The sequence below is a fragment of the Streptomyces sp. NPDC044061 genome (genome assembly GCF_056434305.1).
In genome coordinates this window covers 1-24,622 of record NZ_JBWKFL010000080.1, presented here as the reverse complement: position 1 = coordinate 24,622, position 24,622 = coordinate 1, and the positions used below count along the sequence as shown (strand labels likewise).

At 66.0% G+C, this 24,622-nt stretch carries 20 protein-coding genes and 4 pseudogenes; 10 read left to right on the top strand and 14 right to left on the bottom strand.

Annotated features, from left to right (window positions below):
- Positions 1–353: 353 nt before the first annotated feature.
- Complete coding sequence (locus AC07CM_RS47850; RefSeq protein ID WP_478882871.1) at positions 354–980, bottom strand: hypothetical protein; 627 nt, start codon at positions 978–980, stop codon at positions 354–356.
- A gap of 478 nt (positions 981–1,458) precedes the next feature.
- Between AC07CM_RS47850 and AC07CM_RS47845 the strand changes: the two genes are divergently transcribed.
- The 3 genes from AC07CM_RS47845 (at position 1,459) to AC07CM_RS47835 (ending at position 5,146) form a co-directional block, all read left to right on the top strand.
- A protein-coding gene (locus AC07CM_RS47845) for an IS3 family transposase (protein WP_478882870.1) occupies positions 1,459–2,678 on the top strand; the annotation gives its coding sequence in 2 pieces (ribosomal slippage) (positions 1,459–1,714 and positions 1,714–2,678; 1,221 coding nt in all).
- Positions 2,679–3,032: 354 nt separating this feature from the next.
- Positions 3,033–3,233 carry a hypothetical protein gene (locus AC07CM_RS47840; RefSeq protein WP_478882869.1) on the top strand — a complete coding sequence of 67 codons (201 nt, stop codon included), beginning with the start codon at positions 3,033–3,035 and terminating at the stop codon, positions 3,231–3,233.
- 239 nt (positions 3,234–3,472) lie between these two features.
- A complete protein-coding gene (locus AC07CM_RS47835) occupies positions 3,473–5,146 on the top strand; it encodes an IS1182 family transposase (protein WP_478882868.1) in 1,674 nt (557 codons plus the stop codon).
- Between the two features lie 251 nt (positions 5,147–5,397).
- On the opposite strand, the gene AC07CM_RS47830 is transcribed toward AC07CM_RS47835, so the two are convergent.
- Positions 5,398–6,000 (bottom strand): hypothetical protein, encoded by a 603-nt coding sequence (locus AC07CM_RS47830; RefSeq protein ID WP_478882867.1) that lies wholly within the window; start codon positions 5,998–6,000, stop codon positions 5,398–5,400.
- 687 nt (positions 6,001–6,687) lie between these two features.
- On the opposite strand from AC07CM_RS47830, the gene AC07CM_RS47825 reads away from it, so the two are divergent.
- On the top strand, positions 6,688–7,827 hold the full coding sequence (locus AC07CM_RS47825; protein ID WP_478882866.1) for an ABC transporter substrate-binding protein: 1,140 nt from the start codon (positions 6,688–6,690) through the stop codon (positions 7,825–7,827).
- Positions 7,828–8,095: 268 nt separating this feature from the next.
- Here AC07CM_RS47825 and AC07CM_RS47820 read toward each other — a convergent pair whose 3' ends face one another.
- Positions 8,096–8,365: an integrase core domain-containing protein gene (locus tag AC07CM_RS47820; protein ID WP_478882873.1), complete on the bottom strand. Its 270-nt coding sequence runs from the start codon at positions 8,363–8,365 to the stop codon at positions 8,096–8,098.
- 246 nt (positions 8,366–8,611) lie between these two features.
- Here AC07CM_RS47820 and AC07CM_RS47815 point away from each other — a divergent pair, with 246 nt between their 5' ends.
- The 3 genes from AC07CM_RS47815 (at position 8,612) to AC07CM_RS47805 (ending at position 10,565) form a co-directional block, all read left to right on the top strand.
- Positions 8,612–9,307 carry a transposase family protein gene (locus AC07CM_RS47815; RefSeq protein ID WP_478882865.1) on the top strand — a complete coding sequence of 232 codons (696 nt, stop codon included), beginning with the start codon at positions 8,612–8,614 and terminating at the stop codon, positions 9,305–9,307.
- Positions 9,308–10,037: 730 nt separating this feature from the next.
- A complete protein-coding gene (locus tag AC07CM_RS47810; RefSeq protein ID WP_478882864.1) occupies positions 10,038–10,193 on the top strand; it encodes a hypothetical protein in 156 nt (51 codons plus the stop codon).
- 180 nt (positions 10,194–10,373) lie between these two features.
- Positions 10,374–10,565, top strand: a complete 192-nt coding sequence (locus tag AC07CM_RS47805) for a transposase family protein (protein ID WP_478882863.1) — start codon at positions 10,374–10,376, stop codon at positions 10,563–10,565.
- A 1-nt stretch (position 10,566) separates the two neighbouring features.
- Here the strand turns inward: AC07CM_RS47805 and AC07CM_RS47800 are convergent.
- From AC07CM_RS47800 to AC07CM_RS47755, 10 genes and pseudogenes are all read right to left on the bottom strand, one after another.
- Positions 10,567–10,779, bottom strand: a pseudogene (locus AC07CM_RS47800) (ISL3 family transposase); the annotation flags it as partial.
- Positions 10,780–11,062: 283 nt separating this feature from the next.
- The gene (locus AC07CM_RS47795) at positions 11,063–12,073 is read right to left on the bottom strand and encodes an aldo/keto reductase (RefSeq protein WP_478882862.1); all 1,011 of its coding nucleotides are present in this window, start codon (positions 12,071–12,073) and stop codon (positions 11,063–11,065) included.
- Positions 12,074–12,293: 220 nt separating this feature from the next.
- A complete protein-coding gene (locus tag AC07CM_RS47790) occupies positions 12,294–13,820 on the bottom strand; it encodes an aldehyde dehydrogenase (NADP(+)) (RefSeq protein ID WP_478882861.1) in 1,527 nt (508 codons plus the stop codon).
- Positions 13,817–14,710, bottom strand: coding sequence for a fumarylacetoacetate hydrolase family protein (locus AC07CM_RS47785; RefSeq protein ID WP_478882860.1), 894 nt, complete (start codon positions 14,708–14,710; stop codon positions 13,817–13,819). The genes AC07CM_RS47790 and AC07CM_RS47785 overlap by 4 nt, the downstream gene beginning before the upstream one ends.
- A 124-nt stretch (positions 14,711–14,834) precedes the next feature.
- Entirely contained in the window at positions 14,835–15,683 is an 849-nt protein-coding gene (locus AC07CM_RS47780) for an amidohydrolase family protein (RefSeq protein ID WP_478882859.1), read from the bottom strand.
- A gap of 22 nt (positions 15,684–15,705) precedes the next feature.
- Positions 15,706–16,851 carry a mandelate racemase/muconate lactonizing enzyme family protein gene (locus tag AC07CM_RS47775; protein WP_478882858.1) on the bottom strand — a complete coding sequence of 382 codons (1,146 nt, stop codon included), beginning with the start codon at positions 16,849–16,851 and terminating at the stop codon, positions 15,706–15,708.
- The gene (locus tag AC07CM_RS47770; RefSeq protein ID WP_478882857.1) at positions 16,848–17,207 is read right to left on the bottom strand and encodes a nuclear transport factor 2 family protein; all 360 of its coding nucleotides are present in this window, start codon (positions 17,205–17,207) and stop codon (positions 16,848–16,850) included. Before AC07CM_RS47770 ends, AC07CM_RS47775 begins: the two co-directional genes overlap by 4 nt.
- 706 nt (positions 17,208–17,913) lie before the next feature.
- Positions 17,914–18,246 (bottom strand): annotated as a pseudogene (locus AC07CM_RS47765) (transposase); the annotation flags it as partial.
- Entirely contained in the window at positions 18,131–18,670 is a 540-nt protein-coding gene (locus tag AC07CM_RS47760; RefSeq protein WP_478882872.1) for an AAA family ATPase, read from the bottom strand. The pseudogene AC07CM_RS47765 and the gene AC07CM_RS47760, both read right to left, overlap by 116 nt.
- Positions 18,671–18,735: 65 nt before the next feature.
- Positions 18,736–19,356: a Mu transposase C-terminal domain-containing protein gene (locus tag AC07CM_RS47755; protein WP_478882856.1), complete on the bottom strand. Its 621-nt coding sequence runs from the start codon at positions 19,354–19,356 to the stop codon at positions 18,736–18,738.
- A gap of 432 nt (positions 19,357–19,788) precedes the next feature.
- On the opposite strand from AC07CM_RS47755, the gene AC07CM_RS47750 reads away from it, so the two are divergent.
- Positions 19,789–20,088 carry a hypothetical protein gene (locus tag AC07CM_RS47750; RefSeq protein WP_478882855.1) on the top strand — a complete coding sequence of 100 codons (300 nt, stop codon included), beginning with the start codon at positions 19,789–19,791 and terminating at the stop codon, positions 20,086–20,088.
- A 1,106-nt stretch (positions 20,089–21,194) separates the two neighbouring features.
- Here the strand turns inward: AC07CM_RS47750 and AC07CM_RS47745 are convergent.
- A pseudogene (locus tag AC07CM_RS47745) lies at positions 21,195–22,033 on the bottom strand (IS5 family transposase).
- A gap of 416 nt (positions 22,034–22,449) precedes the next feature.
- Between AC07CM_RS47745 and AC07CM_RS47740 the strand changes: the two are divergent.
- Both AC07CM_RS47740 and AC07CM_RS47735 read left to right on the top strand, forming a co-directional pair.
- On the top strand, positions 22,450–24,036 hold the full coding sequence (locus AC07CM_RS47740; protein ID WP_478882854.1) for an ISL3 family transposase: 1,587 nt from the start codon (positions 22,450–22,452) through the stop codon (positions 24,034–24,036).
- A gap of 51 nt (positions 24,037–24,087) precedes the next feature.
- Positions 24,088–24,464 (top strand): annotated as a pseudogene (locus tag AC07CM_RS47735) (transposase); the annotation flags it as partial.
- Between the last annotated feature and the right edge of the window lie 158 nt (positions 24,465–24,622).

Sequence of the window (24,622 nt, the reverse complement as noted above, 5' to 3'; positions counted from 1 at the left end):
GGAACATGCCCAAGGAGCTTCGAGCCGAACGCGCACACGTCGGACAGCCCGTCGCTCATGCACCCCTGTAAACGGAGCCAGCACAGACACGCCACGATCCACCGTGCTGAACCAGCGTAGCCTCCGCGCCGCGAGGATGACGGCCTGCCGTGGCCCTGCCGGAGATTGTGGGTCCGGATCGTCATCACTATCGTGACGTTGGTCGGTGCTGCCCCTCGCCTATGGCAACAGTGAGTCGAGGCGGCAGCACTGTCCGTTTGAATGAGAGTCAATCGGACGTCACTTGCTTGCGGGCGAGTGCGACGTCGGCTTGGATGTGCTGTTTCTCGTCGGCTGTCTTGCCCCTACGCCTGTCACACACCCATGCCGTTAGAGGTCAGGTGGCTTGGGGGCGTACGTGGCGCCACCATGCGGTCGTTTCGGCGTAGCGGCTCAGGTCTAATCGCGGCGATCTGCTCGTTCAGCTCGGTGATCAGCTGGACCCAATCGGTCACGGTGCCGGCATAGGCCGCGATGACCGGGTCGGGCAAGGCGGGCTTCCGCTCACGCAACGCGGCCTGGATGGTGGCCGCCTTCGCGTGGTGGTGGCGGGCCAATAAAGCGGTGATCTGCGTGTGGGTAAACTTCGTCCCGGCGTGCGGGGTGGGGGCTTTGGTCAGCAGTTCCGGTGCGTTGGTGTTGGGCAGCGAGAGGTCGGCGTTGCATTCAGGGCGGCGGGGAGTACTCGCGCAGCGTGCGTCTGGGCGGCGCGAGCGACGACCTTGACGGCCTGCACCTGGTCGCTGTCCCGGCCACGGCCGCAGCTGATGGCGGTCGATCGGACCAAGGTGGGCGAAGGCGCGCGCGTCGCCTTTTCGCTCTCGGCCCCCAAGGAGGCATACCGCTCCTGGTACCCGGCCACCTTGACGGGGTTGTACCGTGTACACCTGGCAGCCGGGGGCAACCAGGGCCTGAATCCACATGCCTCGATCGGTCTCCAAGGGCCACCTTCCCGGAGTCCAGCTCAGCCCGTGACGGGCGAGGAGTTCATGGAAGCGGGCCGAAGCCGGCGCCTCCTGTGGGCCGGGTCAAGGCGTGCAGTCTGCGGGCTGGCCTCGTTTTGGAGCTCGACGTCGTGGTGGGGTCGGCGCGGAGTGCGATACTGGGATTCATCCCAGCCCGTTTCTCCGCCCCGCCCATCCATCCGGAACCGGATGTACGAGTTGGCGCCGCATCCGGCTCTCCACAAGCCCGTTGAGCAGTTACTTTCCCCAGTTTGTTGCTGGGCCGGATTGACGGAATGGTCGTTCCTCTGGGGCGGTATCGCGTGGTGACTACCAAGCCCGGGTCGAACAGGACGACGTCCCCGGCGTGGGCCCTTAACCGCTGTAATAGAACCGGCGGCGGAGTTCCTGAGGCGACCCCCGTGACGTGGACACTCTGACAATGGATCTTGCAGGTCCAAGGGAAGGTGTCCTGGTGGGACGTAAGTCTCCGTATCCGGCGGAGTTCAGGAATGACGCTGTCGCGCTGTACCGCGCGGCGGGTGGGAAGCGCACGTACGCGGCGGTCGCGGCGGATGTCGGGGTGACTGGCGAGACGCTGCGGAGCTGGGTGCGCCAGGCCGACGAGCACGCGGGCCGCGATCACAGCCGCGGCGAGCAGAGTGCGGAGAGCCGGGATGAGGAACTGGCCCGGCTTCGCGCGGAGAACGGCCGGCTGCGCAAGGCGGAGAAGGAGTGGGAGCTCGAGCGGGAGATCCTGCGCCGGGCAGCGGCCTATTTCGCCAAGGAGATGAAGTGAGGACCCACCGCTGGGACTTCGTCTCCGCCCACGCCGAGACCTTCGGCGTCCAGCGGATATGCCGGGTCCTTCGGGTGTCGCGCTCGGGCTACTACCGGTGGATCGCCGGCGCGAAGACCCGCCAGGAGCGGCAGGCCGCCGACGATGCCCTGCTCGTGGAGATCCGTGAGATCCACACTGAGCACAAGGGCACCTACGGAGTCCGGCGCGTCCATGCCGAGTTGCGCGGCTTCGGGCACACGGTCAACCGCAAGCGCGTCGAGCGCCTGATGCGCGTCAACCGGCTCGAGGGCCGCCACCTGCGGCGCCGCAAGCGCACCACGGTCCCCGACCGGCTCGCACCGCCCGCCCCGGACCTTGTCCAACGCGACTTCTCCGCCGTGGAGTTGGACGAGAAGTGGTGCGGCGACATCACATACGTGCAGGTCGGTGGCTCATGGCTGTATCTCGCCTGCGTTCTGGACATCTGTTCACGCCGAGTGATCGGCTGGTCGATGGCCTCGCACATGCGCGCCGAGCTGGTCATCGACGCGCTGAAGATGGCGGTCGCGATCCGCAGCGGCAACGTCGACGGAGTGATCTTCCATGCGGACAGGGGTTCGCAGCACACGTCGGCCGCGTTCGCGCAGGTCTGTGACGGTTTTGGGATCCACAGGAGCATGGGTCGCGTCGGCTCGAGCTACGACAATGCCCTCGCCGAGAGCTTCTGGCAGGGACTCAAAAGGGAAACGATGCACCAACGGCTGTTCTCGACGATGCGCCAGGCGCGGCTGGAGATCTTCCAGTGGCTCACCTACTACAACGCCCGCAGGCGCCACAGCGCCCTCAACTACCTCTCACCAGCCGAATTCGAACAGCAACAGCAGAGAGCACGTAAACTCACACTCGCAGCATGAACCCCCGTGTCCACACTCCGGGGGACGCCTCATCCGTCCATCCCGTGCCGAGGTGTTTGCGGTGAAGCCATCCAAAGACCTAACGGCAGACGATCATGCGCATGTACTGGAAGGCCCGCTCAGACACTCCCGGGCGGAAGTAGGCGGTCCAGCAATCCGGTCTGCGGACCGCACCCCGAGGCCACCTGCGCAGAAGTGATCAATGCGCTGCTGCCTGCCCAGCCCAGCGACGACCGCTCTGCTCGTGGCCCCCCCGACTGGGCCCGAGGCAGGTCGCCGAGTGGAACGCCCTCCGACCCAGCGGCCGTGGCCCCCGTCTGCACAGTCTGCGCCAGCCGGCTGGTGGACTGGGGCATGCAGGAGACCGCCTTCACCACCGAGCTCATCCTCAGCGAACTGATCACCAATGCCAACCGCTACGGCACCGAACCCATCACCGTCCGGCTGATCTGCAAAAGCATTTGGACCGAGCAAGCCCTCCACGACAGCGCTACCCCGACCGGGGAAGGCCTCGGCGACATCATCCTCGACGCCTGGGACGACACAGCGCCGTGAGGACAATGATCGCAGCAAAAGTTGCCATGCAAGCGCCTCGAACAAACCACTGGCCATAGCCACCCTGTCCGGGTCCTCAATCGGGCCGGGCGGCGACTTCCGATCGGCCGGTGCTCTCATCGCGGCGAGGGTTACCCTAATCCCGTGATTCCGTTGGCGATCTTCGGGGGCCCTGGTGGTGTCTCTCCTTCGGCGCTGTACTGAAGGAGGCGGACGGGCAGTGGGCGAGGGGTGGGGTCATGTCGTTAAAGCCGCGCAGTTACCAGCAGATCCCGGTGGAGACCCAGCGGACGGCCCGGGCGGCGTGTCCGAAGGAGACCGTGGCGATGCGGATCCGGGACCGGCTCGATGTCCTGTTCGCCGATGAGGACTTCGCCGATCTGTACTCCGCCGATGGTCGTCCGGCGCTGTCGCCCGGGCAGTTGGCGCTGGTATCGGTGCTGCAGTTCGCCGAGCATCTTTCCGACCGGGCTGCGGCCCAGGCGGTGCGTACCAGGATCGACTGGAAGTACGCGCTCGGTCTGCAGCTGGATGATCCGGGCTTCGACCACTCGGTGCTGTGCGAGTTCCGTGCCCGGCTGGTCGAGGGCGGTGCCACCGAGCGCGTGCTGAACCTGATGCTGCGCCACCTGACGGCGGCGGGCCTGCTCAAGGCTGGCGGCAGGCAGCGCACCGACGCCACGCACGTGCTGGCCGCGGTGCGCCGCACCAGCCGCCTGGAGCTGGTCGGTGAAAGCGTGCGCGCCGCGCTGGAGGAACTGGCCCGCCAGGACCCCGACTTCCTGGCCCCGCTGATCCAGCCGGGCTGGGACAAGCGTTACGGGCACCGCGTGGAGATCGCCAAGGTCCCCGGTGGCGCGGCTGGCGTCACCGCGCTGGCCGAGACCTTCGGCGAGGACGGGCGCCTGCTGCTGACCGCACTGTGGCAGCCCAGTGCGCCGCCGGGGCTGCGCCGCCTGCGTCAGATCGAGATTCTGCGGCAGCTGTTCACCCACCACTTCTACTGGGACGCGGCCGGGGCGCTGCGCTGGCGCGACGGCCACCGCCTGCCTCCGGCCAGCCTGCGCTTCGACTCGCCCTACGACACCGACGCGCACTACTGCGTCAAGAACGGTCTCGAGTGGAGCGGGTATCGTGCGCATCTGACCGAGTGCTGCGATGCGGAGCGGCCCGAGGTCGTCGTGCACGCCACCGCCGCCATCGCCCCGGTCCAGGACGGCACCCTGCTGGAGGAGATCCACACCGACCTCGCCGCTGTGCGCCTGCTCCCGGCCGAGCACCTGGTGGACGCGGCCTACCCCACCCCGGCCCGGATCGCCCACGCCCGAAAGGCCCACGGCGTCACCCTGACCGGCCCGATCCCCACCGCTTCGGGCCGCACCGCACCCCCGGACCCGGCCTTCGCCAAGGCCGCCTTCAGCGCCGACTGGGACACCCGCCGACTCACCTGCCCCGCCGGTCACAAGAGCCTGCCCTGGAAGCCGCTGACCCTCAACCAGCGCCCCTACCTGCAAGCTTCCTTCCCCACCGCTACCTGCCGGGCCTGCCCCCAGCGCTCGCGCTGCACCCGCACAGTCGACCAGCCGCGGTCGGTGACCTTGCAACCCACCCGCGAACTCCACGAGATCCAGCTCGGCAACTGGGCCGACCAGCACACCCAGACATGGAAGGACCGCTACGCCGCCCGCGCCGGCGTCGAGGCCCTGAACTCCCAGGCCGTCCGCGCCCTCGGCCTGCGCCGCACCCGCTACCGCGGCCTGCCCAAGACCCGCCTGCACACCCAGCTCACCGCCGCGGCCTGCAACCTCGTCCGCGTCGCCGACTGGATCCACACCCACACCCACACCCCCACCCGCACCCAGCGCCGACCCGCCCGATTCCACGCCCTCTGCCTGACCCTCGGGCTCACCTGAAGATCGCCAACGGAATCATCCCGTTGGTCACTGGCTACTGCGTCTGCTGCGTCGACACCATAGGCTAAGGGCGCACGGAATGGGCCACAGCACGGTGACGACCCGGTGCCGAGGCCGCCCTTGATGATATCGGATTGTGCCCTGTCCTACCCCTTTGTATTGCTTATTGGGACGTTCGTGACCGCACCTCGTGTCCGAGCAGTCGCCGTCTCCGGCTGCATCTCTCTCGCGGCAAGGGCAACGTCGCCCTCTCAGGAGATCCCACCGCGTTCGGTTCCGGCTTCGCCGGTGTTTATGCAACTGCCGTCGCGAATAGCGGATCTTTCAATAATATCCAGCCTGGCCTCGCATTCTTCGCCAAGCTCAAGAAGACGGGAAACTTCAACCCCGTCCACCCAACTACCATGGCCACGATCGAGAAGGGTGAGACCTCCATCAATATCAACTGGGATTTCCTGAATCTCAGCTACATTGCCAAGCTCCGCGGTAAAGGTATGAAATGGCAGGTTTCCATCCCCTTCGACGGGAGTTACGCCCAGTAGTACGCACAGGCTATCAACAAGGACGCCCCGCACCCGACCGCCGCCCGTCTGTGGCTGGAATGGCTCTTCAGCCCCGATGGTCGGAACCTTCGAATCGGCGGCTTCAGCCGTCCGGTACTGATGAAAGCCATGGAGTAAGACGGCACCCTCGATAAGACCGCCACAGCGAGGCTGCCGATCGTCGAGGGCACGCCGCAGTTCCCCGCGGATACGCAGGTGCAGAAAGCGGAGGATGGGATAGCTCGAGGCTGGATGAAGGCGGTCGCTGGCCACTACCTCAGCCCGTGATAACGGTAGTTCCTCGCGGCGCATCAGCGTCAAGCATGGCCCAGGCCGTCGTCGGCCTGCTCTCGCATCACAGACCGCAGACCTGAGCCCGGCACGGCAGATGTGGGCGACGAGTCCTGTCGAGGTCTTCGACGCCTCACCGCTTACCGTGCACGAGGCCGTAAAGCGTGTTGCGCCGGCCGTGATGAAGCAGCCTGAAAGCGGGAAGCTGGCTTGGCAGGTCATGCCGCGAGGGCGAAGGTGTGGATGGGAGCCACGTCTTCGACGGCGTGGCGGAGGCCGCCGTCGCGCTGCAGCAGTCCCGGAGAATCTTGTAGTTTTCATTCGGGAGAAGACGTGCTCGACACGCACACAGACTTTGCGGTGGACGCCACTGCCTGGACCACACCACTCTGCACGAACTAACGCGGTGCAGCGCTAGTGAATTTGGTCATCCTTGTCAAGAGGTCACGAAAGCGCTCCGCACGACCCGCCGCAGCCATCTGGCGAAGCGCCTCACACGGCCGGGCCGCGGCTTCCGGTCCGCGTGTCGCCCCTATCGCGGCGAGTCAGGCCCGAGAGTTCAAGCATCACCGGATAGGCACCCCGTGAGATAGTCGAGTTACCCTGGTCTCCAAGACCACAAGACGACAGCCCCTCAGTCACGAGTTGTCGCTAGATGACAAGGGAGTGCCATCCTATCTTCGTCCCCTCCCTCTTCCTGGAATGTTTGTGACCGCACTCCATCGAGTAGTCGCCCTCTCCGGTTGCCTCGCCCTCGCGGCGCTGGCCCTGAACTCCTGCGGTGCCAGTCCCACCGCCACCCCCGAAAAGCCGTCGGTAGCCACCTCCGCCGAGAACGTGGGCGGCATGCACGCACTCATAGCCGCGGCGAAGCACGAGGGCACGCTCAACGCGCTATCGGTCCGGCGCGACTGGGCCGGCTACGGTCCCCTGATCGACGGCTTCGAGAAGAAGTACGGGGTCAAGGTCAGAGACGAGAAACCGTGGGCCACGAGTCAGGCCGAGATTGATGCTGCGAAAAGCCGCAAAGGCCAGAGCAACGCCCCCGACGTATTCGATATATCCGACACGTTCGCCCGGGCAGCAATCCAGCAGAACTTGCTCGCTCCGTACAAAGTCACCTCCTACGACTCGATCCCGAACACTCAGAAGGACCCGCAGGCCCGCTGGGCCAACAACTACGGCGGCTACATCTCCATCGGCTGCGACGCAGGCCGCGTCCGGATTTGTCCCCAGACCTTCGCTGATCTACTGAAGCCTCAGTACAAGGGCATGGTCACGGTTGGAGACCCCACTACGACTGGCGGCGGCTTTGCCGCTGTGTACGCAGCTACCCTCGCGAACGGCGGATCGTTCGACGACATTCAGCCGGGCCTCGATTTCTTCGCCAAGCTCAAGAAAAGTGGCAACTTGGACCCCCTGGTCAGGCACCCCAGCACGGCCACGATTGAGAACGGCCAGACACCCATCAGTATCAACTGGGACTACCTTAACCTCAGCTACGCCGACAAGCTCCGCAGCAAAGGCGTGAAATGGCTGGTCTCCATCCCCTTCGACGGCAGCTACGCCCAGTACTACGCGCTCGCCGTCAACAGGTACGCCCCGCACCCCGCGGCCGCACGCCTATGGCTGGAATGGCTCTTCAGCCCCGCGAGCCAGAACCTCCGTTTCCACGGCTATGCCCGCCCGGTGCTGAGGCAGGCCATGGAGAACGACGGCACCCTTGACAAGGCCGCTGCGGCAAAGCTGCCGATAGTAGAGGGCACGCCGGAGTTCCCCACGGACACGCAGGTTGAGAAGGCGAGGGAAACGATCGCCCGGGTCTGGGCGAAGGCCGTATCAGGCTGAGCTGGAATCCGCCGGGCGGATTCCGGTGCGTGCTTCCGGCGTGGGTTTCCGCTGGGTGATCGCCGGTTGGCCGCCCCGTCCGATCTGGGCCAGGACCCGGGCCCCGGCGAGGGTGGAGACGATCGGGGTGTCCGATGCTGCTCGAAAGGCTCCCTTGTGGCGGCTTCGAGCTGGTCGGCATTGGTGCAGGCTGCTTCCAGCTGATGCAGCAAGGCGGTGGTCTGGCGGCCGAAGGCATCGGGCCTTGACCCCGAATCCTGGACACGGGTTATGCGGCTGGTGTCAGCGTAGTTGATATTGTTTCGGACGCTGTTTCGTAGGCGATCGGGCTGCGTTGTCCGAGGCGGGAGTGACGGCGTCGGGTGTTGTAGCGGTTGAGCCAGCGGAACGCGTCGAGGCGGGCCTCGCGTTCGCTGGACCAGGTCTTGCGGCCCTGGAGCGTCTCGCGTTTGAACGTTGCGTTGAAGGCTCTGCGAGCGCGTTGTCTGCGCTGGAGCCGATCGCGCTCATGGACTGGCGGACGCCGGCCTGGTGGCAGGCGTCGGTGAAGGCCCGGTTGGTGTACTGCCCGGTCTCAATCGGTCGTCGCAACACCGGGAGTTTCCTTGCACCCATTCCGTCTTCGCTTGCGGGCACGAACCGTCTGGTGGTGTCGGTCTGTCCGCGTACTCGGCTGAGTGGCCCTGGCAAGGTTTCCGTGAAGCTGGGGGGTGCCACCATGCGCCGGTGACGCTCCGTTACGGGTAGCGGCACTGTCAGCGAGTGTGATGACCTCGTACGGATCATGTCTCCGCACCTCGATGCGGTGCGGGTGGAACGAGTGTGGGTGGCGGGCGGGGTGGTCCGCATCGCGGCCTGCACTCGCGAGTTGATGGTTGCGTGTCCGGACTGTGGTCGCGGTTCTGCGCGGGTGCACAGTCGCTATGGCCGCACGCTGGCCGATGTCGCTGTCGGTGGGCGCCCGGTGCTGATCGGGCTGTCGGTGCGGCGGTTGTTCTGTGACGGTCCGGGCTGCGGTCGGCGCACGTTCGCTAAGCAGGTCGAGGGCTTGACGACACGCTATCAACGTCGCAGCCCGCTGTTGCAGCAGTTGGTGGAGACGGCCGGACTGCTGCTCGCCGGACGTGGTGGCGCCCGGCTCCTGCAGACCCTGAAGGTGCCGCTGTCGCGGACCAGCGTGCTGTTCCACTTGATGCGCTTGCCGCTTCCGCCGGCAGCGACCCCGGGGGTGCTGGGCGTGGACGATTTCGCCCTGTACGCGGACGTCTACGGAACCCTGCTGGTGGATGCCCATACCCGGTTACCGATCGAGCTGTGGGCCGGGCGCGACGCAGAGCAGCTGGCCGCCTGGCTGCGGACGCACCCCGGTGTGGAGGTGGTCTGCCGGGACGGCTCGCTGGTCTACCGCCAGGGCATCACCGACGGTGCCTCAGAAGCGGTGCAAGTCAGCGACCGCTTCCCCCTGTGGCAGGGGCTGTAGAAGCGGGTCGGGGACATCGCCGCCGCCCACCGCGGCTGCCTACCCGCTGCAGTACCCGCGCCCGAACCGGCACCGCCACCAGCGAACCCGGCGGGACCGTCCGCCGACCAGGCCCACACCCCCGCCCGCCGCCACGCGAAGCGGCTGTTCGAGGCAGTGCACGCGGTGACCGACACGGGTCGCTCGCTCAACGCCGCAGCCCACGAGCTGGGCTTGAACCGACGCACCGTGCGCAGATACGCCCGAGCAGCCACCTGACAGGAATGCGTACGAACCACCCGGCCCCGCCGGCCCACCAGTCTCGACCCATACCTGGACTACCTGCAGCAACGTTGGGAGGAAGGTGAGCACACCGCAACGGTGCTGCATCAGGAACTCCTCGCCAAGGACTACCGCGGCCACTATCAGCGGATCAAGATGGCCGTCGCACCGCTGCGTTGGGCATACCCGATCGACACGCCACGCGAGCGACCGCCCTCGCTGCGGGAAGCCGCCCGCTGGATCACCACCACGCCTTCCCGGCGCGGCCTGCACGCCGCCGAGGGACTCAGGTGGCTGCTCGAGCACTGCCCGGAACTGGACCGCACCCACGATCTGGTGCGTCAGTTCGCCGCCATGCTGACGCCCGCGACGCCACCACGCTGCCGGACTGGCTCGAGCAACTCACCACCGCCCGCCTCCCGGCACTGGCCAGCCTGGCCAAAGCCACCGCGAGGACCAGCCGGCGGTCGTGCAGGGCATCACCACCCCGTTCAACTCCGGCGTCAACGAAGGCCGCATCACCGATCTGAAGCTCCAGAAACGGATCACGGCCGGACGCGCGGGCGTCCCGCTGCCCCGCCACCGCGTCATCCTCATTGCCCTGCTCCGACGCCGCTACCCGTGACGAAGCGTCACCGGCGCATGGTGACACACCCCAGCTTCACGAAATTCTTGCCAGGGCCACGTCCACTTGTACGCCGACAACCCGAGCATCGCGTCGATCAGCGGAGCTACCTCGTCCACCACCCGCCGAGGCCGCTGACCCGCCGCTTCTCTCTTCGGCGGCGCGACCGAAGCGGGATCCTTGAGTACTTGCTCACCGTCCGGCGGTTCAGCCCGGTCGGCCGGCTCTCCCATCCCAGCGTGCGCTGATCGCTCTGGTGTACTGCGCAAGAATGACCCGTCGGGGCAACTGCCGGCAGGCTTCGGTATCAGCCTGGGCACCGCTCACGCTCACGTCCACGCGGTGGTCGAGCACCTGGCCGTCAATTGGTGACGACCTGCTGCGGTTTGAGTACCAGGGCCAGTGACCGGACCGAGCCGAGGCTCGTCCGGAGCGGGCGCAGACAAGGCCGCACCGCTTGTGGGGTGCGGGCCCGGGTAACCCTGAGCCTGAATTGCCCGGAAGAGCGGGCCGCATCGGTGCATCCCTCGTTCCAGCGCCGGACCAGGTAGGGCTTGAAGTCGTCGAGGCGCGTGGTGCGAAGGGATTGGGACTCGACGTCGACCAGCACTGTCCCGTATCTGAGTCCGCGTCGGGTGGCGAAGTCGTCCACCCCGCAAGTCGTCGCACACTGCAGCCCATGGCACCAATGTGACTACCCGTCACCCCGTCACGGAAAACTTGACTGAGCCCATCGACTGGCCGGCCCCATCCTCGATTTGCCACAATCTGATTTTTCGTCCTGCTGGTCCCGTGTGGGCAGTAGTCGCACGACTGCTCGAGACCTAGTGTTTGGAAAGGGGCGAGCCGTTGATGCGTGGCCATGAGGACTACGCGCATCGCGGCACGAGTCCCTGGGCGTCCAGGTCGTCCCAGAGGGTCGCCGGGGGCGTAGTTGCCAACCGAGCCGCGTTCTGTTGGATCTGGTGCGGCGTATCTGCGCCCACGACGAGAGCCTCGACTCGTGGATCGAGCAGCGGATAATGCATCGCGGCAGTCGGCAGGTCTACTCCGTGGGCGGCGCAGACTTCGGCCATCCGGAGCGCGCGGTTGAGGACGTCTTCGGATACTGCCTCGTAGTCGAACATCGCAGTTCGACGCGGGGTGCTTGCCAATAGACCGCTGTTGAAGGGTGCGGCAGCTATGATTCTGGTTCCATGTTTCTCACAGGCAGTTAGCACGGCTGGTTCGACGGACTGGTCGAGTAGGGTGTAGCAGTTCGCTGCCATCACTACATCGGCCAATCCAGTCCGCACTGCTTTCTCCACCGAATTGGCCGACATCGAGCCAACCCCGACCTGCGCAACGATTCCTGCCTCACGCAGGTAGGCGAGGGCTTCCATGCCCTTCTCCACGGCGCGCTCCAGACCAGACCGCTCGGGATCGTGGAGGTACAACACGTCAATCCGATCAAGTCCAAGCCGTACCAAGGATTCCTCGAGGCTGAGGAGTATCCCTGGCTTGGTGAAGTCCCACTCTCTGCGAAGCGACGCCGGGACGGCGTACCCCTCGTCGTCGTATTGGTTGCCGTCCCAGCTTGGGTTGGGGCGCAGCAGCCGCCCAACCTTGGTGGACACGAGGAACTCATCTCGTGGCTTGGTGCGGAGAAAAGTCCCCAGCCGCCGCTCCGAGATGCCGAGCCCGTAGTGTGGAGCCGTGTCGAAGTAGCGGACGCCAGCTTCCCAGGCCGCATCGAGCACAGCGTGTGCCTCGTCGTCGCTTCGCGGGCGGAAGAGGTTGCCTATTGGTGCGCAGCCCAGCCCGAGTCGGGGCATTTTTGTCCGTGTAATCGACGGCTCCGCCCGGTGTGTGCGATCGATGGGTTCGCGCCGTAGCTGCATGCTTGCTCCCTTGCTGTGGCGTTGGGACGCCAGCTATCGGATGTTATAGCGCCCCGGAGCGCACCCGCGACGAGCCCGCGTGAGGTGTGAGGTGGCGCGGGTGTGTCACCGCGTAGCTCCAGCAGCACGACTTCCGGTAGCAAGCCATCACTACCTTGCCTCTCTTGGGACAGCACTTTGGCCAGGCCACGTCGCGAACAACCGGTCTCAAATCAAAAGGCTACGAGCCTTCCACTTCCCAGGATTTGGCCTCGCGCAACCCCTGGGGAAGCAGTGCGTCCGGCACATTCTGGTAGCAGACCGGGCGCACCCAACGCTCGATCGCCGCCGCACCGACCGACGTGTGCGCCTGATCGGTGGTGGCGGGCCATGGGCCCCCATGGTGCATCGCCCACGCAACTGCGACGCCCGTGGTCCAGCCGTTGTAGACGATCCGTCCGACGCGCCGCCGCAGCTCTGCCATGATCTCGGTGAGTGCCGCGGCATCGTCAGGCTCGGCGTGTACGGAGGCGGCGAGCGATCCGTCGATCCTCCGAAGTGCGGCGACTAGTTCCGACCGGTCTGTGTACTCGACGACCACGGCGTTTGGGCCGAAGTACTCCGCAGTGAGCACCTCTGGATCATGTATCACTGCCTTCGCGCTGGTCCGGTAGAGTGTTGCGGAAGACCATGCGCCCACAGCCTGTGGTGCGCCAGCTTCTGCGATTTGGTCCACCGCAGGGTGCTCGACCAGCCTCCGTCGCCCGGTCTCGAGATGGTCACGCATCCGCCCGCTGAGCATTGGGGCTGGCTGCGCGTCGTGGACCGCCCTGACAAGTGCGGTGTCCATGCCGTGCCCGGTGGGCAGAAAGAACAACCCGGGCTTGGTGCAGAACTGACCTGAGCCCAGTGTCATCGATGCGACGAAGCCGCGGGCGATCTCCTGTCCTCGTGCCGCTGCGGCAGATGCCGTTACGACGGCAGGATTGACGCTACCTAGTTCGCCGAAGAACGGAATAGGCCGCCGCCGCTCGCGTGCAACGCGGGCGAGGATTTGGCCGCCGGCCGTCGATCCAGTAAACCCAGCGGCCCTGATACGTTCGTCGCGCAGGGCGACCAGCCCCTGACTCTCGCCGTAGATGATGCCGAAAACCCCCCTCGGCAGCCCCACGCGTGCGACCGCATCGCAAGCGAGTGTCGCCACAGCGGCCGAAGTGCCAGGATGCGCACTGTGCGCCTTGACGATCACCGGACAGCCGGCCGCTAGGGCCGACGCGGTGTCTCCGCCGAGGACACTGAACGCGAACGGGAAGTTACTCGCCGCATACACGAGCACCGCACCAAGTGGCTCCTTCCATCGCAACAACCGCGGGCACGGTGGCACTCTGTTGGGATCCGGCGCGTCGGTGCGTAGGTCGACGTAGCTGCCGTCGCGCACTACGTCTGCGAACAACCTCAGCTGCCCACTGGTTCGCGCGACCTCACCAGCCAGCCGTGCCTCGGAGAGGCCGGTCTCGGCCATCGCGAGCGAAACAAGTTCGCCGGACGCCGTGTCGAGAGCGTCAGCGAGCGCATTGAGAAGCGCGATTCGTGCCCGCGGTGGGGTGGAGGCGAAGGAGCAGGCAGCCGAGTCCGCTGCGTGGAGCAGCCCCTCCACTTCGTCCCGCGTCGTGAGCTGCACGGGCTGGCCGGTTGGCTCACCGGTGCGCGGATCGGTGCCCTGCACGGTCTCCAACGGTATCGACTCGTGGATGATGTTGTCGTTCATGCTGGCAGCCTGTCCGCACTTGGTATGAGCCAGGCGAAGGACGCCGTGTCGGCAACACGCACCGGGTTGCTAAGCCGTCCGACTCCCTCGATGTCGATCAGTACTTCATCGTCCGGGCGCAGCGCGAAGTCGAGTTCTGGCACGAGCCCTGTGCCCGTCGAGAGGATGACCCCGTGTGGGAAACTAGCCTGTCGAAACAGGTGCTCGATGAGGTCCTCGAAGCTGCGACGCAGCAGGGCGGTGGATGTCTTGCCCGCCCACACGGGCGCGCCCCCGCGGCTTACCTCGACTCGGATCTCAAGCGCGCATGGGTCGGCGATTTCCCAGACGGGCACGACGCCGGGCCCGAGCGCGCATGCACCGGAGTAGATCTTCGCTTGTGGCAGGTAGAGCGGGTTCTCGCCCTCGATTGAGCGCGAGGACATGTCGTTGCAGATGGTGAGCCCGACGATTGCGCCGGACGTGTTGCACACCAGCGCGAGTTCGGGTTCAGGCACGTCGCCCTCTGAATCGGCTCGGATGCCAACCGGTTCTCGGTCGCCGCACACCCGCCAGGCGGGGCTCTTGAAGAACAGCTCTGGGCGCGTAGCGCCGTACACCCTCGCGTACACGTCCGCGACCTGGCTCTCTTCCTGTCGCGCCTCACTGGACCGCTGGTACGTGACGCCGGAGGCCCAGACCTCGGTCAGCTCGTCGATCGGAGGGAGGAGCCGCGCGCCGGTGACCCGCACTCCCTGAGGACCAGAGACGATGAGCTCGCGCAATTGGCTGACCGACAGCTCCCACAGTGACGCGAGCGATTGGACCGGTAGTGCGTGGATCGGCGCATTGGGGCCTCTGCGGAGGCCGATACCGACACCTCGTGAGTTTGTGTACCGCACGATCTGCATAGGTTCCACTCTCTTCGAATCAGTGCCCGATAAACGCCGAAGGGGGTGGGCGTTTACTAGCGCAGTGGCAGCCGCGTCACCATGGCGCGTACTGCTGACAGTCTCGACCTCGCGCGGCCAAGGCTTAGGGAACGGCGGCGCGGGGGTTTAGGCGATACCAGGTGCATGCGTTAACTCCCAGAATCTTCGCTTGGTCGGCCGATCCCAGGCCGGAGATCAACCTGCGATGCAATGCCGAGACCCCCGCGTATGACGTGCGGAGTAGGCACACGGGCCAGTCGGAGCCGGTGAGCACTCGGTCCGGGCCGAATTTGTCAATGACGTGGTCCGCGTAGGGCGCGATATCGAGGTCGATCCAGTCATCCGCGGTCTCAGTGACGAGTCCCGACAACTTGCAGGCAACGGAGGGATGGGCTGCAAGGGCTGCGATGTGCTCGCGCCATGGGTCCAGGGCGCCAGTGGCAATCGACGGCTTGGCGGCGTGATCCAGAACCCAGCGACCGGGCGTCGTTGCGACGAGTTCGACCGCTGCCGGCAATTGATGGGGCAGGACAAGCAGCTCATACACGAGTCCCGCCGCCCAAACCGCTTCGAGTCCTCGTCGTACATCGGTCCGCAGCAGCCAGCGTGGATCCGGTTCGCCCTGGACTTGGTGGCGAATCCCCACCAGATATTCGCCACCGGCGCCGCCTTGCAGTGCAGCTATGTCCGCGGCGACGGATTCACGGGTCAGGTCTACCCACCCAACGACCCCCCAGATTCTCCGGTTCCCCGCCGCAAGCCGCAGCAGTTCCGGCGTCTCCTCGGCAGCTGTGACGGTCTGAACAACGATCGTGCCATCGACCTGGTGCCGAACAAGGTCAGGCTCCAGATCCTGCATGCTGAACGACCTCTGGAGCGTGGGCAGTGCGGCGGTCCATGGCTGGCTACGGACTGTGAGGTCCCACACGTGATGATGCGCATCGACGATCACTGCTAGAACCACTTTTCGGTGTTCATCGCGAGATGCGGATTCCGGTGTCGATCCGGACCTCGCGGGATACCCCGCTCCCGGTGCGATTGACGAGACTACTGATCACCGATCGATCCCAATCGATGCCAAGCCCCGGCCTGCTCGGCGCTAGCGCTGCACCTTCCTCAATGTGCAGGCGCGAGGACGTGATCAGGTCCAACTGCGGGATGTACTCGACATAGGGCACGTTCGGCACAGCTGCGGCAAGGCTGACATGGAGCTCCATCAAGAAGTGCGGACACACCTCGACGTTCGCTACCTCGGCGGCGTGCGCAACCTTGAGCCATGGGGTGATCCCCCCGACTCTGGCGACGTCAACCTGAACGATCGTGGCTGCGCCTCTGGCGAGGTACTCCCCGAACTGCCCCACGGAGTACATGGACTCGCCGACCGCGACCGGTATCGAGGTCGATTCGCGGAGCATCTGGTGACCGACGACGTCATCCGCAGGCATCGGCTCCTCGAACCAGCGCAATTTGAACGGCTCGAACGCAGCGGCCCGCCGGAGCGCCTCTGACCGGCTGAAGGCCTGGTTAGCGTCCACCATCAAATCCGTCTCGTCGCCGATGGCGTCACGGACGGCCGCGATACGAGCGACATCTTCCGCGACTGATGGCTTTCCCACTTTGATCTTGATGCCGCGCCATCCTGCGTCGCGGGAGGCTTTGGCATTGCGGACGAGTTCCTCGATGGAAAGCTGTAGCCAACCGCCCTCGGTGTCGTAGAGCCGGACTCGGGGACGCGCGCCGCCTGCCTGAATCCATAGTGGTTCGTCGGCCCTCAGGCAACGCAGGTCCCAGAGGGCCGTGTCCACCGCCGCCAAAGCCAGAGAGGTGATTGCTCCTACGGTCGTGGCACGGGTCGAAGCCCACAGCATTCGCCAGATTGCCTCAATTTCCGTCGCGTCGCGACCGATCAGCTGCGGAAGCAGGTGCTCGTGGAGCATGGCGAGCACCGCACTGCCCCCGCTCCCGATGGTGTAGCTGTACCCGATGCCGAGCAGGCCGTCGGCGCTCACGAGTTCGACGAAGATCGTCTCCTGCTTGACGAAACTCTGGATAGCGTCCTGTCGGGCCGTCTTGACCGGCAGGTCGATCAAGTAGGCGCGCGCGCTCTCGATGATGGTCATGAAATCAAATATGCGCTGGAGTCGTAGTAGGAACGGGCCTCGGCGATCCGTCCATCCTCGAAACGGGCGACGTTTACTCCTTGGAGGCGCAATTCCCGAGTCTCAGGTCCCAACATGGACGCGTCCCACTCGACGACCGCCCAGTCGCCTCGGTCGAAGGCGTTGACGATGGTCACATCCAGGTGAGGGAAACGGTGAGCGGCGTCCTCGTAGAAGGGCCGGATTTCGGCGTGCCCTTGGCGGGTCCGCTCCGGGATCTGGAATGTGGCGTCCGGGGTGTAGAGAGCAAGGACTGCATCGATATCGCGGGTCATCTCTACCTTGAAGTAATTGCGTAGGAGTTCTTCGGAACTCACATCAGCCTCCGTTGATCAACGCTGTTGGTCTTTAGGTCTTCCCAGATGATGACGGCCTAGCCTGTTCCACCCCGATCGAAGGCGAGGAGCCTCCGAGGCCTTCACGATGGAGCAAGCCGTGGTGATAGCGCGAGGAACATGCCTCGCGCTGCGGACGGCTCACTGCCGAAGTGCTGGCTGCTGGCCGAAGGCCGCCTGGCAATACGGAACCGACCGACCACTGGATCTCCAACCTGCACCCGAAACCCCGCTGCGCCTAGCCAAGATTCGTTGACGGATCGAGCACGATTGCCGAGAGGTGAACGTCGGCCTCTTGGGACAGTCCGAAGGGCGGAGCTACCTCGCTGTCCAGGAACAACGCTGCACGCCTACGCTGCTCACCCTTGGGCCCGAGAATGTATCCTACAGGATATTGGAAGCGCGTCAATGGCGCGAGGTTGTGCGAACCCCCGCGTCCGCGCGACATCACCGCTGACGCCGCGGGATCAAGGGTCAATCCCCTGGAACCAGGGCTTGGGGCCTCCCCCTGAGTGGTGGACACGCTGATACTGGATCGCTTGATCCGGAGGAAGCGAGAAGACCGCCGATGGCGATGAAGGACTACTTGGACGAGTTCAAAGCCGATGCCGTGGCCCTGTACGAGTCCACGGCCGTCGCGGTGGTGGCATGTTGTAACTGGTCTATCCCGCTGTGGCATCGTCCTGAGCTACGGCGGTTTCGAAGGGTCGTGGTCGCGTATGAGAGTCCACAGGGCGTTGAGCCGGCGCCGGGCGAGAGCCAGAACAGCCTGCTTGTGGGACCTCCCCTCGACGTGTTTGCGCTGGTAGTACCGCTTCGATTCGGGGCAGCACACGGTGGCAACCTGGGCGGGCAGATAGAACATTCGCAGCAGTCGTCGGCCGTGGCGCCGGGGCCTGCGGAGATTACCGTGACCTTGGTCGCGTGGGACCGGTGCCGGGCCGGCCACGCCGCCGAGGCGGGCGGGGCTTCCGAACGCGGATATGTCCCCGCTGGTGGGAGCGATGAACTCGGCGCCGAGCGATCAGCAACTCCGCGAACGGTGTCGTGGAGTCCATGTCGTAGTTGGTGAGCATGCGGATCGCGTCCAGCTCGTGGTGGTCCAGGAGGTGCGACTCGTCGATCACGAGGGCGGGGGTGCGGCCGCGCTCGTCGACCTCGGCGGCCAGCGCGGCGGACGCCTGAGCTGCCAGAGCGGCAGACTGGTATTTCGGGGTGCCGCCCAGGCTGGTGACGATGCGGTCATAGAGGCCGCCCATGCCGACCTCGGGGTTGGGCTGGTAGATCACGGTGAAGCGGGCCGGGTCGAGGGAGGAGACAGCGCCCTTGAGGGCGACGGTCTTGCCGGCGCCGACCTCGCCGGTGACCACGCCGATCGCCTTGTTGTTGATGCACCAGGCGATGCGGGCCGCGGCCTCCCGGTGGGAATCGTGCTGGTGGAGCATGGACGGGGCCAGGTCCCTGCCGAAGGGGACGCGGGTGAATCCGTAGTAGCCCTGGACGCGATCGATCAAGGAATCCTCCTGGGGCAGGGGCAGAAGGCTGCCTGGGAGGCGGCTGGTTCGGCCGGTTCGTCGGCCGTGGCTCGTTGTCCGAGCCGGACGGCGAGTCGGACCGCGCGGAATGCGGTGCGGACGGCGGGAGTGTCGAGGGGGCCGGCGTCCTGTTCGGCCCGGTGGCAGCAGACCTCCGCCAGGTGAAGCGCCCGGTCGGCCAGCTCGCGGAGCGTGAGCATGAACAGGTCGGGTTCGGGGTCGAAGTACAGTTCTTCGGCTCGGGTCGGCTTCACTGCCGGCCCCCGTGAATCGTCCATCAGAGACGAGTAGTTGGTGCCCTTGGCGGTGTTCGCGGTGTGTGCCTCGTCGAGGATCCTGAGGTAGCCGATCCCGGTCGGCGGCGCCGGCTCGGCCGGGGTTTCCGGGCTCGCCTTGGGGTGGGCATGGCGGCCGACGTGGTGCGGGACGGCCTTCCCCAGGGTCTTGCCGGAGGCCCTCACCTCGATGTCGGTCAGGTCGAACGGGTCGAAGACCAGCTCGATCCTCATCCCAGCCAGCGACGGGTCAACTTCGTAGGAGTTGCCGTGCAGGCTGACCGTCGCGGTCTTCGTCACGGTGCGGAACTCCGACCACAAGAACGCCTCCCGCAGATCCGCCGTGGACGGCAGCGGCAGCGGTTTGGGAATCGAACTCAGCTAGCGTTCGATCGGCGGCTGCCCGGTCTCCGAGTGCACCGTGCGGTGACGGCTGTCCGGGGGCCGGGGGAGGGCCTGCGGGAGGAAGCCGCACGGCTGGCTGAGGCGTTGAAGGCCGCAGAGATCGGGTTGGGCCGGCGGGGGATTCGCGCCGGAGGAGCTGGGCGAGGCGCTGGCCGTGTCCGCGGCTGGGGCGGCACCCTGGCCGAGGCGGGCAGGCAGTGCCTGGCCAGGAAGGTGCTGGCCCTCGACCAGGAGATCGCCGACCTCGAAAGCCCTGATCGAGGACGGGTTTCGCGAGCACCTCGACGCCACGGTGATCACCGGCATGCCCGGCATCGGCATGATGGACAGCCCACCCTGCGCAAGCGGATGAAGCACGGCGTCCTGGCCGCCCTGGACCAGCGGATCTCGATCAGCTACCAGATGCCGACCATGACGAAGGAGGAGACCGCCAGCTACATCAAGCACCACCTGACGATCGCCGGCCGCTCGGACCCGCTATTCTCCGACGACGCCGTCGACCTGATCCACCTCACCAGCCGCGGCCTGCCCCGCTCGGTCAACAACATCGCCCTGCAGTCCCTCATCGCCGCCTTCGCCGACGAGAAGAGCATCGTGGACGAGTCCTCCACCCGCCTCGCCATCACCGAGACGCACGCGACAGAGTGATGACGAAAGCGACACCGTGACCACGAGGACCCCGGCGGCCTGGCGGCCGCCGGGGTCCTTTCACACCACTCCGTCGACAACCAGAACGTCGCCTTCGTGCACACCTTCAGCGTCGCTCAACAACCCTCATGCCACCGCGAGCCCGATGCTCTCACCATTCTTGATCGAGGACCACACCAAGCCCTGAGGAAGCGTAGAGACCTTGGTTGTGCGGCCCGACCTTCCTGATCGCTCCGGGCTCGCGCTTCCTGGTGATCCGTTCGGACTCGGCGGGCGGCTTCCCGACGACCGCGCTGTGGCGCCGCCTTGTGTTGTAGAAGTCCACGATCCACGAGACGGTCTTCAGCCTCGCCGCGGCGGGTGGGGTGTGCCAGGGACGTCCATACCCTTGAGGACTCGGTGGAACGACTCCGCAGCGTTGTCCGCTGCTGGAACGCCTCGGAGGTGTATGCGCTGCTGCGTCCATGTGAAGATCACGACGTCCATCTCACCGCCTCTGGACGACCGCCATCTGCAGGGCGGCGCTGACCAGCACGGCATCGTGCCGCTCGCCCATCGCATAGCCCAGAGCCCGGCGGGAGAGGGTGTCATGGACGCTGGAGAGGTTGAGCTCGCCCTCGCTGGCTTCGGTCTCGTCATGTCGCCCCGCTGCAGTACCTCGAACCCGATCACGTCGAACTTGCGTCGCACCAGGTCAGGAGCATCGCTCCGCTTGCCGGGCGGGCCAGCGAACGGCGTCGGCGAGGCGGCCTGCGGCCCTGCAGGCCGAGCTCGGCCATGATCTCACCAATGGTTTTTCTGCGACACCTGCCAGCCTCCTCCCACACTTGACCCTCGGCGGGGCATACATCCACGCCTCCGACACGCCGAGGCCCGGCAGGAAGGTGAGGTGCGAGACGTTGTGCACAGTCTTCTGGTCGCTGATCACTCCGACGACGGCCCGCCGAGTCAAAGTACTTCACCCTAGGCCGCACCGGCGCCGGCGGCACACCTTCGCCGTCCCGGCCCGCCGTCCCGAGCTGGAGCGAGCTCACGGCAAAGATAGAGCGCGGCGTCGCCACCGTTAAAAGAGTGTTTTGTCCCGGCGAGGTTGTTTGGTTCGAGCTTCAGGTGTCGCGCCAGTTCGGGGTGGATTCGCGGGTGAGCCTGCGGGTTATGAGGTCGATCAACGCGACGTGGATTATGGCTTCGGAGCGGTGAGGGTGGGTCTCGTAGTCGCGTGCGAGGCGGCGGTGGTGCATCAGCCGGCCGAAGGTCCGCTCGACGACCCAGCGTCGGGGGATCACTTTGAACCCTTTGGTGCCGGGGTCGCGTTGGACGACTTCGACGTCGATTCCGAGGCGGGCTCCGTGGTCGATGGCTTTGGTGCGATAGCCGGTGTCGGCCCATGCTTTGGTCACTCGAGGGCTTGTGGTGGCGATCTGGGAGAGCAGGTGGATGCCGCCTGTGTTGTTGGAGATGCTGGCGGCGGTGACCCAGACGGCCAGCAGCAGGCCGAGGGTGTCGACACCGAGGTGGCGCTTGCGGCCTGCGATTTTCTTGCCTGCATCGATGCCTAGGCCGGCCGTGGGAACGTTGGCGGAGGTCTTGATGCTCTGTGCGTCCAGCACGCAGGCGCTCGGCTCGGAATCTCGACCCTCGGCCTCACGGACCAGGCGCCGCAGCAGGCCGTTGACTGGTCGAAGATCCCTTCTCTCTGCCAGCCGGCGAAGTAGCCGTAGACCGTCTCCCACGGTGGGAAGTCGTGCGGCAAGTAGCGCCAAGGGATCCCGGTGCGGTCGACGTAGAGGATGGCATCCATGATGCGGCGCAGGTCGTGCTCGGGCGGACGCCCGATGTCCAGGCCGTTGCCTCTCCGCTCGGCCCGCCAGGCAGTGAGCGTGGGACCGATCAACTCCCAGCGGGCGTCGGACAGGTCGCTGGGGTACGGGCGGTGTCGTGTCATGTTGCGGTAGTACCGTCGAGCACGACGCACCCCCAGGGCGCAAACAGCGTCAACCGGGGGCGCTTTGGGATCAGACAGGAGCGACTCCACTCAAACGGGCAGAGACATGGAGTCTCCTGTCACACAGCCCGCATTGACCACTCTCGCCTCAGCAGCCGCAGACCCACTCGCCCCCGAAGCAACACCAAAACAACCTCACTGGGCCAAAACACTCTTTAAAGACGATTTGGATCGTTCGGTAGTCTGCGGGTGTGGGGATCGTTGAGCGGCTGGTGTCGGCGTACACACGAACGTGGCTCTGGCAAGATTTTCGTAGCCGGAGACCATCTCGGTGACACGGTCGACCGGTCCGCATAGCGGGCAGCCTGTGGCTGTGCTCTGTTGAACTAGCAAGCCTCTTACCGCAGTTGGCGAGTGTGCTGATTGTGTCGGTCGATGTCTCCGATGCTGACGTGATGGTCCGGGCCCGCACAAGATCCGGTATTCCGGTGGGATGTACGGGATGCGGCCAGCTCACTGCGTGGTGCCACAGCCGCTACGTACGGCGCCTCGCCGATGTCGCCCTCGGTGGCCGGCCGCTGAGCATCGACTTGTCTGTGCGCCGTCTGTACTGCGAGAACCCGTCCTGTCCGAAGGTGACCTTCGCTGAGCAGGTGCCGGGCCTGACCGTGCGCTACCAGCGGCGCACCCCGCTCCTGCAAGGTTTGGTGGAGGCAGTCGGGGTGGTGCTGGCTGGCCGGGGCGGTGCCCGGATGCTGAGGATCCTGAACGTCACGCTCTCGCGGTGCACCGTCCTGTCCCAGCTGATGCGGATGCCGCTTCCGCCACTGGTCACTCCTCGAGTGCTGGGGGTGGACGACTTCGCGCTCTACGGCGACACCTACGGCACCCTGCTGGTCGACGCGACTACCCGGCTCCCGCTCACCCTCTGGGAAGGGCGCGACGCAGAACAGCTCAGCCAATGGCTCCGCGAGCACCCCGGTGTCGAGGTCGCCTGCCGCGACGGATCCCTCACCTACCGGCAGGGAATCAGCACCGGCGCCCCGGACGCCGTGCAGGTCAGTGACCGCTTTCACCTCTGGCAGGGCCTCTCCCGCCGCGTCCAGGACATCGCCTCCACCCACCGCGGCTGCCTGCCCGCAGCACTGCCTCCGGTCAGCGAGACCGAACCCGCATCGGTCGGCGAAGCCGCTGAGGATACCGCGGCCGACACCCGGGCCGGGCAGCATGCCCGCCGGCTCTTCGAGGCCGTGCACGCTCTGACCCTCACCGGCCGGAGCCACAGCTCCGTGGCCCGGGAGCTCGGCCTGAACCGCCACACCGTCGCCAAGTACGCCCGGGCCCAGACCTGGCAAGAGGTGATGCGCCGCCCACCCCGCAAACCCTCCACCCTGGATCCCTACCTCGACTACCTGCAACAACGCTGGGACGAGGGCGAACACAGCGCGAAGATCCTGCACGAGGAACTCCAGACCAAGGGCTACCTCGACCACTACCAGCGCGTGAAAATGGCCGTCGCACCCCTGCGACGGGGCTTGCCCCTGGACGAGCCGCGCGAGCGACCGCCCTCCCCGCGTGAAACCGCCCGCTGGATCACGACCCACCCGGGCCACCGCAACCTGCACATCAACGACCGCCTGCCCCGTCTCCTCGGCCACTGCCCAGAGCTCAGGCACACCCACGAGTTGGTCCGTCGGTTCGCGGCCATGCTGGACGACCGTGACGCCGCACCTTTGCCAGACTGGCTGAACGACCTGGCGAACAGCGGACTGGTCCCTCTCGCCGGCCTCGCCAAAGCCCTCCACGAAGACCGGCACGCCGTCGCCCAGGGAATCACCACCCCTTACAACTCCGGAGTCAATGAAGGCCGCATCACCGACGTCAAGCTGCAGAAACGGATCATGGCCGGACGCGCCGGCGTCCCGCTCCTCCGCCACCGAGTGGTCCTGATCGCCCACCTCCGCCGCCGCTATGCGGACCGGTCGACCGTGTCACCGAGATGATCTCCGGCTACGAAAATCTTGCCAGAGCCAGCTCAGGTCGTACGCCGACAGCTGGTGCCAGATGAGCTGTGGGAGTTGTTCCAGCGGGTGGTGCCAGAGGCGCCGACTCGCCCGCAGGGTGGGGGCCGACGTCGGCATGGCGACCGGGAGGTGCTGGCTGCGATCGTGTTCGTGGCTACGTCGGGCTGCACGTGGCAGCAGCTGCCGTCTGCCTCGTTCGGGCCCTCGGGTGCCACCGCCCACCGGCGGTTCACGGAGTGGTCGAAGGCCAGGGTGTGGGCGAAACTCCATCGCCTGGTCCTCGATGAGCTCGGTGTCCGCGGCGAGCTGGACTGGTCCCGCTGCGCGATCGACTCGGTGAACATGCGGGCCCTGAAATAGGGGATCTGACAGGTCCGAATCCTAATGGGCGGCGAAGCGAGTCATCGCTATCCGAATCCGGAGTGAGAGCTCTTTCGACAGACCGCGAGGCTCGCTTCAGCAGCGGTTCCGGTCAGGACGAAGATCTCATCCGCCACCAGGGCAGGAAGTCCTCTACTGAGAGCGATCTGGTTCCGGCCGGAACCGTTCTCGCGAGGACAAAAGC

Excerpts from the sequence above, each read along its gene's own strand:
- AC07CM_RS47840 (WP_478882869.1), top strand. The coding sequence starts at position 3,033 with ATGCAGGAGACCGCCTTCACCACCGAGCTCATCCTCAGCGAACTGATC.
- AC07CM_RS47835 (WP_478882868.1), top strand. The coding sequence starts at position 3,473 with ATGTCGTTAAAGCCGCGCAGTTACCAGCAGATCCCGGTGGAGACCCAG.
- AC07CM_RS47830 (WP_478882867.1), bottom strand. The coding sequence starts at position 6,000 with ATGCGCCGCGAGGAACTACCGTTATCACGGGCTGAGGTAGTGGCCAGC.
- AC07CM_RS47815 (WP_478882865.1), top strand. The coding sequence starts at position 8,612 with ATGTCTCCGCACCTCGATGCGGTGCGGGTGGAACGAGTGTGGGTGGCG.
- AC07CM_RS47795 (WP_478882862.1), bottom strand. The coding sequence starts at position 12,073 with ATGCAGCTACGGCGCGAACCCATCGATCGCACACACCGGGCGGAGCCG.
- AC07CM_RS47790 (WP_478882861.1), bottom strand. The coding sequence starts at position 13,820 with ATGAACGACAACATCATCCACGAGTCGATACCGTTGGAGACCGTGCAG.
- AC07CM_RS47785 (WP_478882860.1), bottom strand. The coding sequence starts at position 14,710 with ATGCAGATCGTGCGGTACACAAACTCACGAGGTGTCGGTATCGGCCTC.
- AC07CM_RS47775 (WP_478882858.1), bottom strand. The coding sequence starts at position 16,851 with ATGACCATCATCGAGAGCGCGCGCGCCTACTTGATCGACCTGCCGGTC.
- AC07CM_RS47760 (WP_478882872.1), bottom strand. The coding sequence starts at position 18,670 with ATGCTCCACCAGCACGATTCCCACCGGGAGGCCGCGGCCCGCATCGCC.
- AC07CM_RS47750 (WP_478882855.1), top strand. The coding sequence starts at position 19,789 with ATGAAGCACGGCGTCCTGGCCGCCCTGGACCAGCGGATCTCGATCAGC.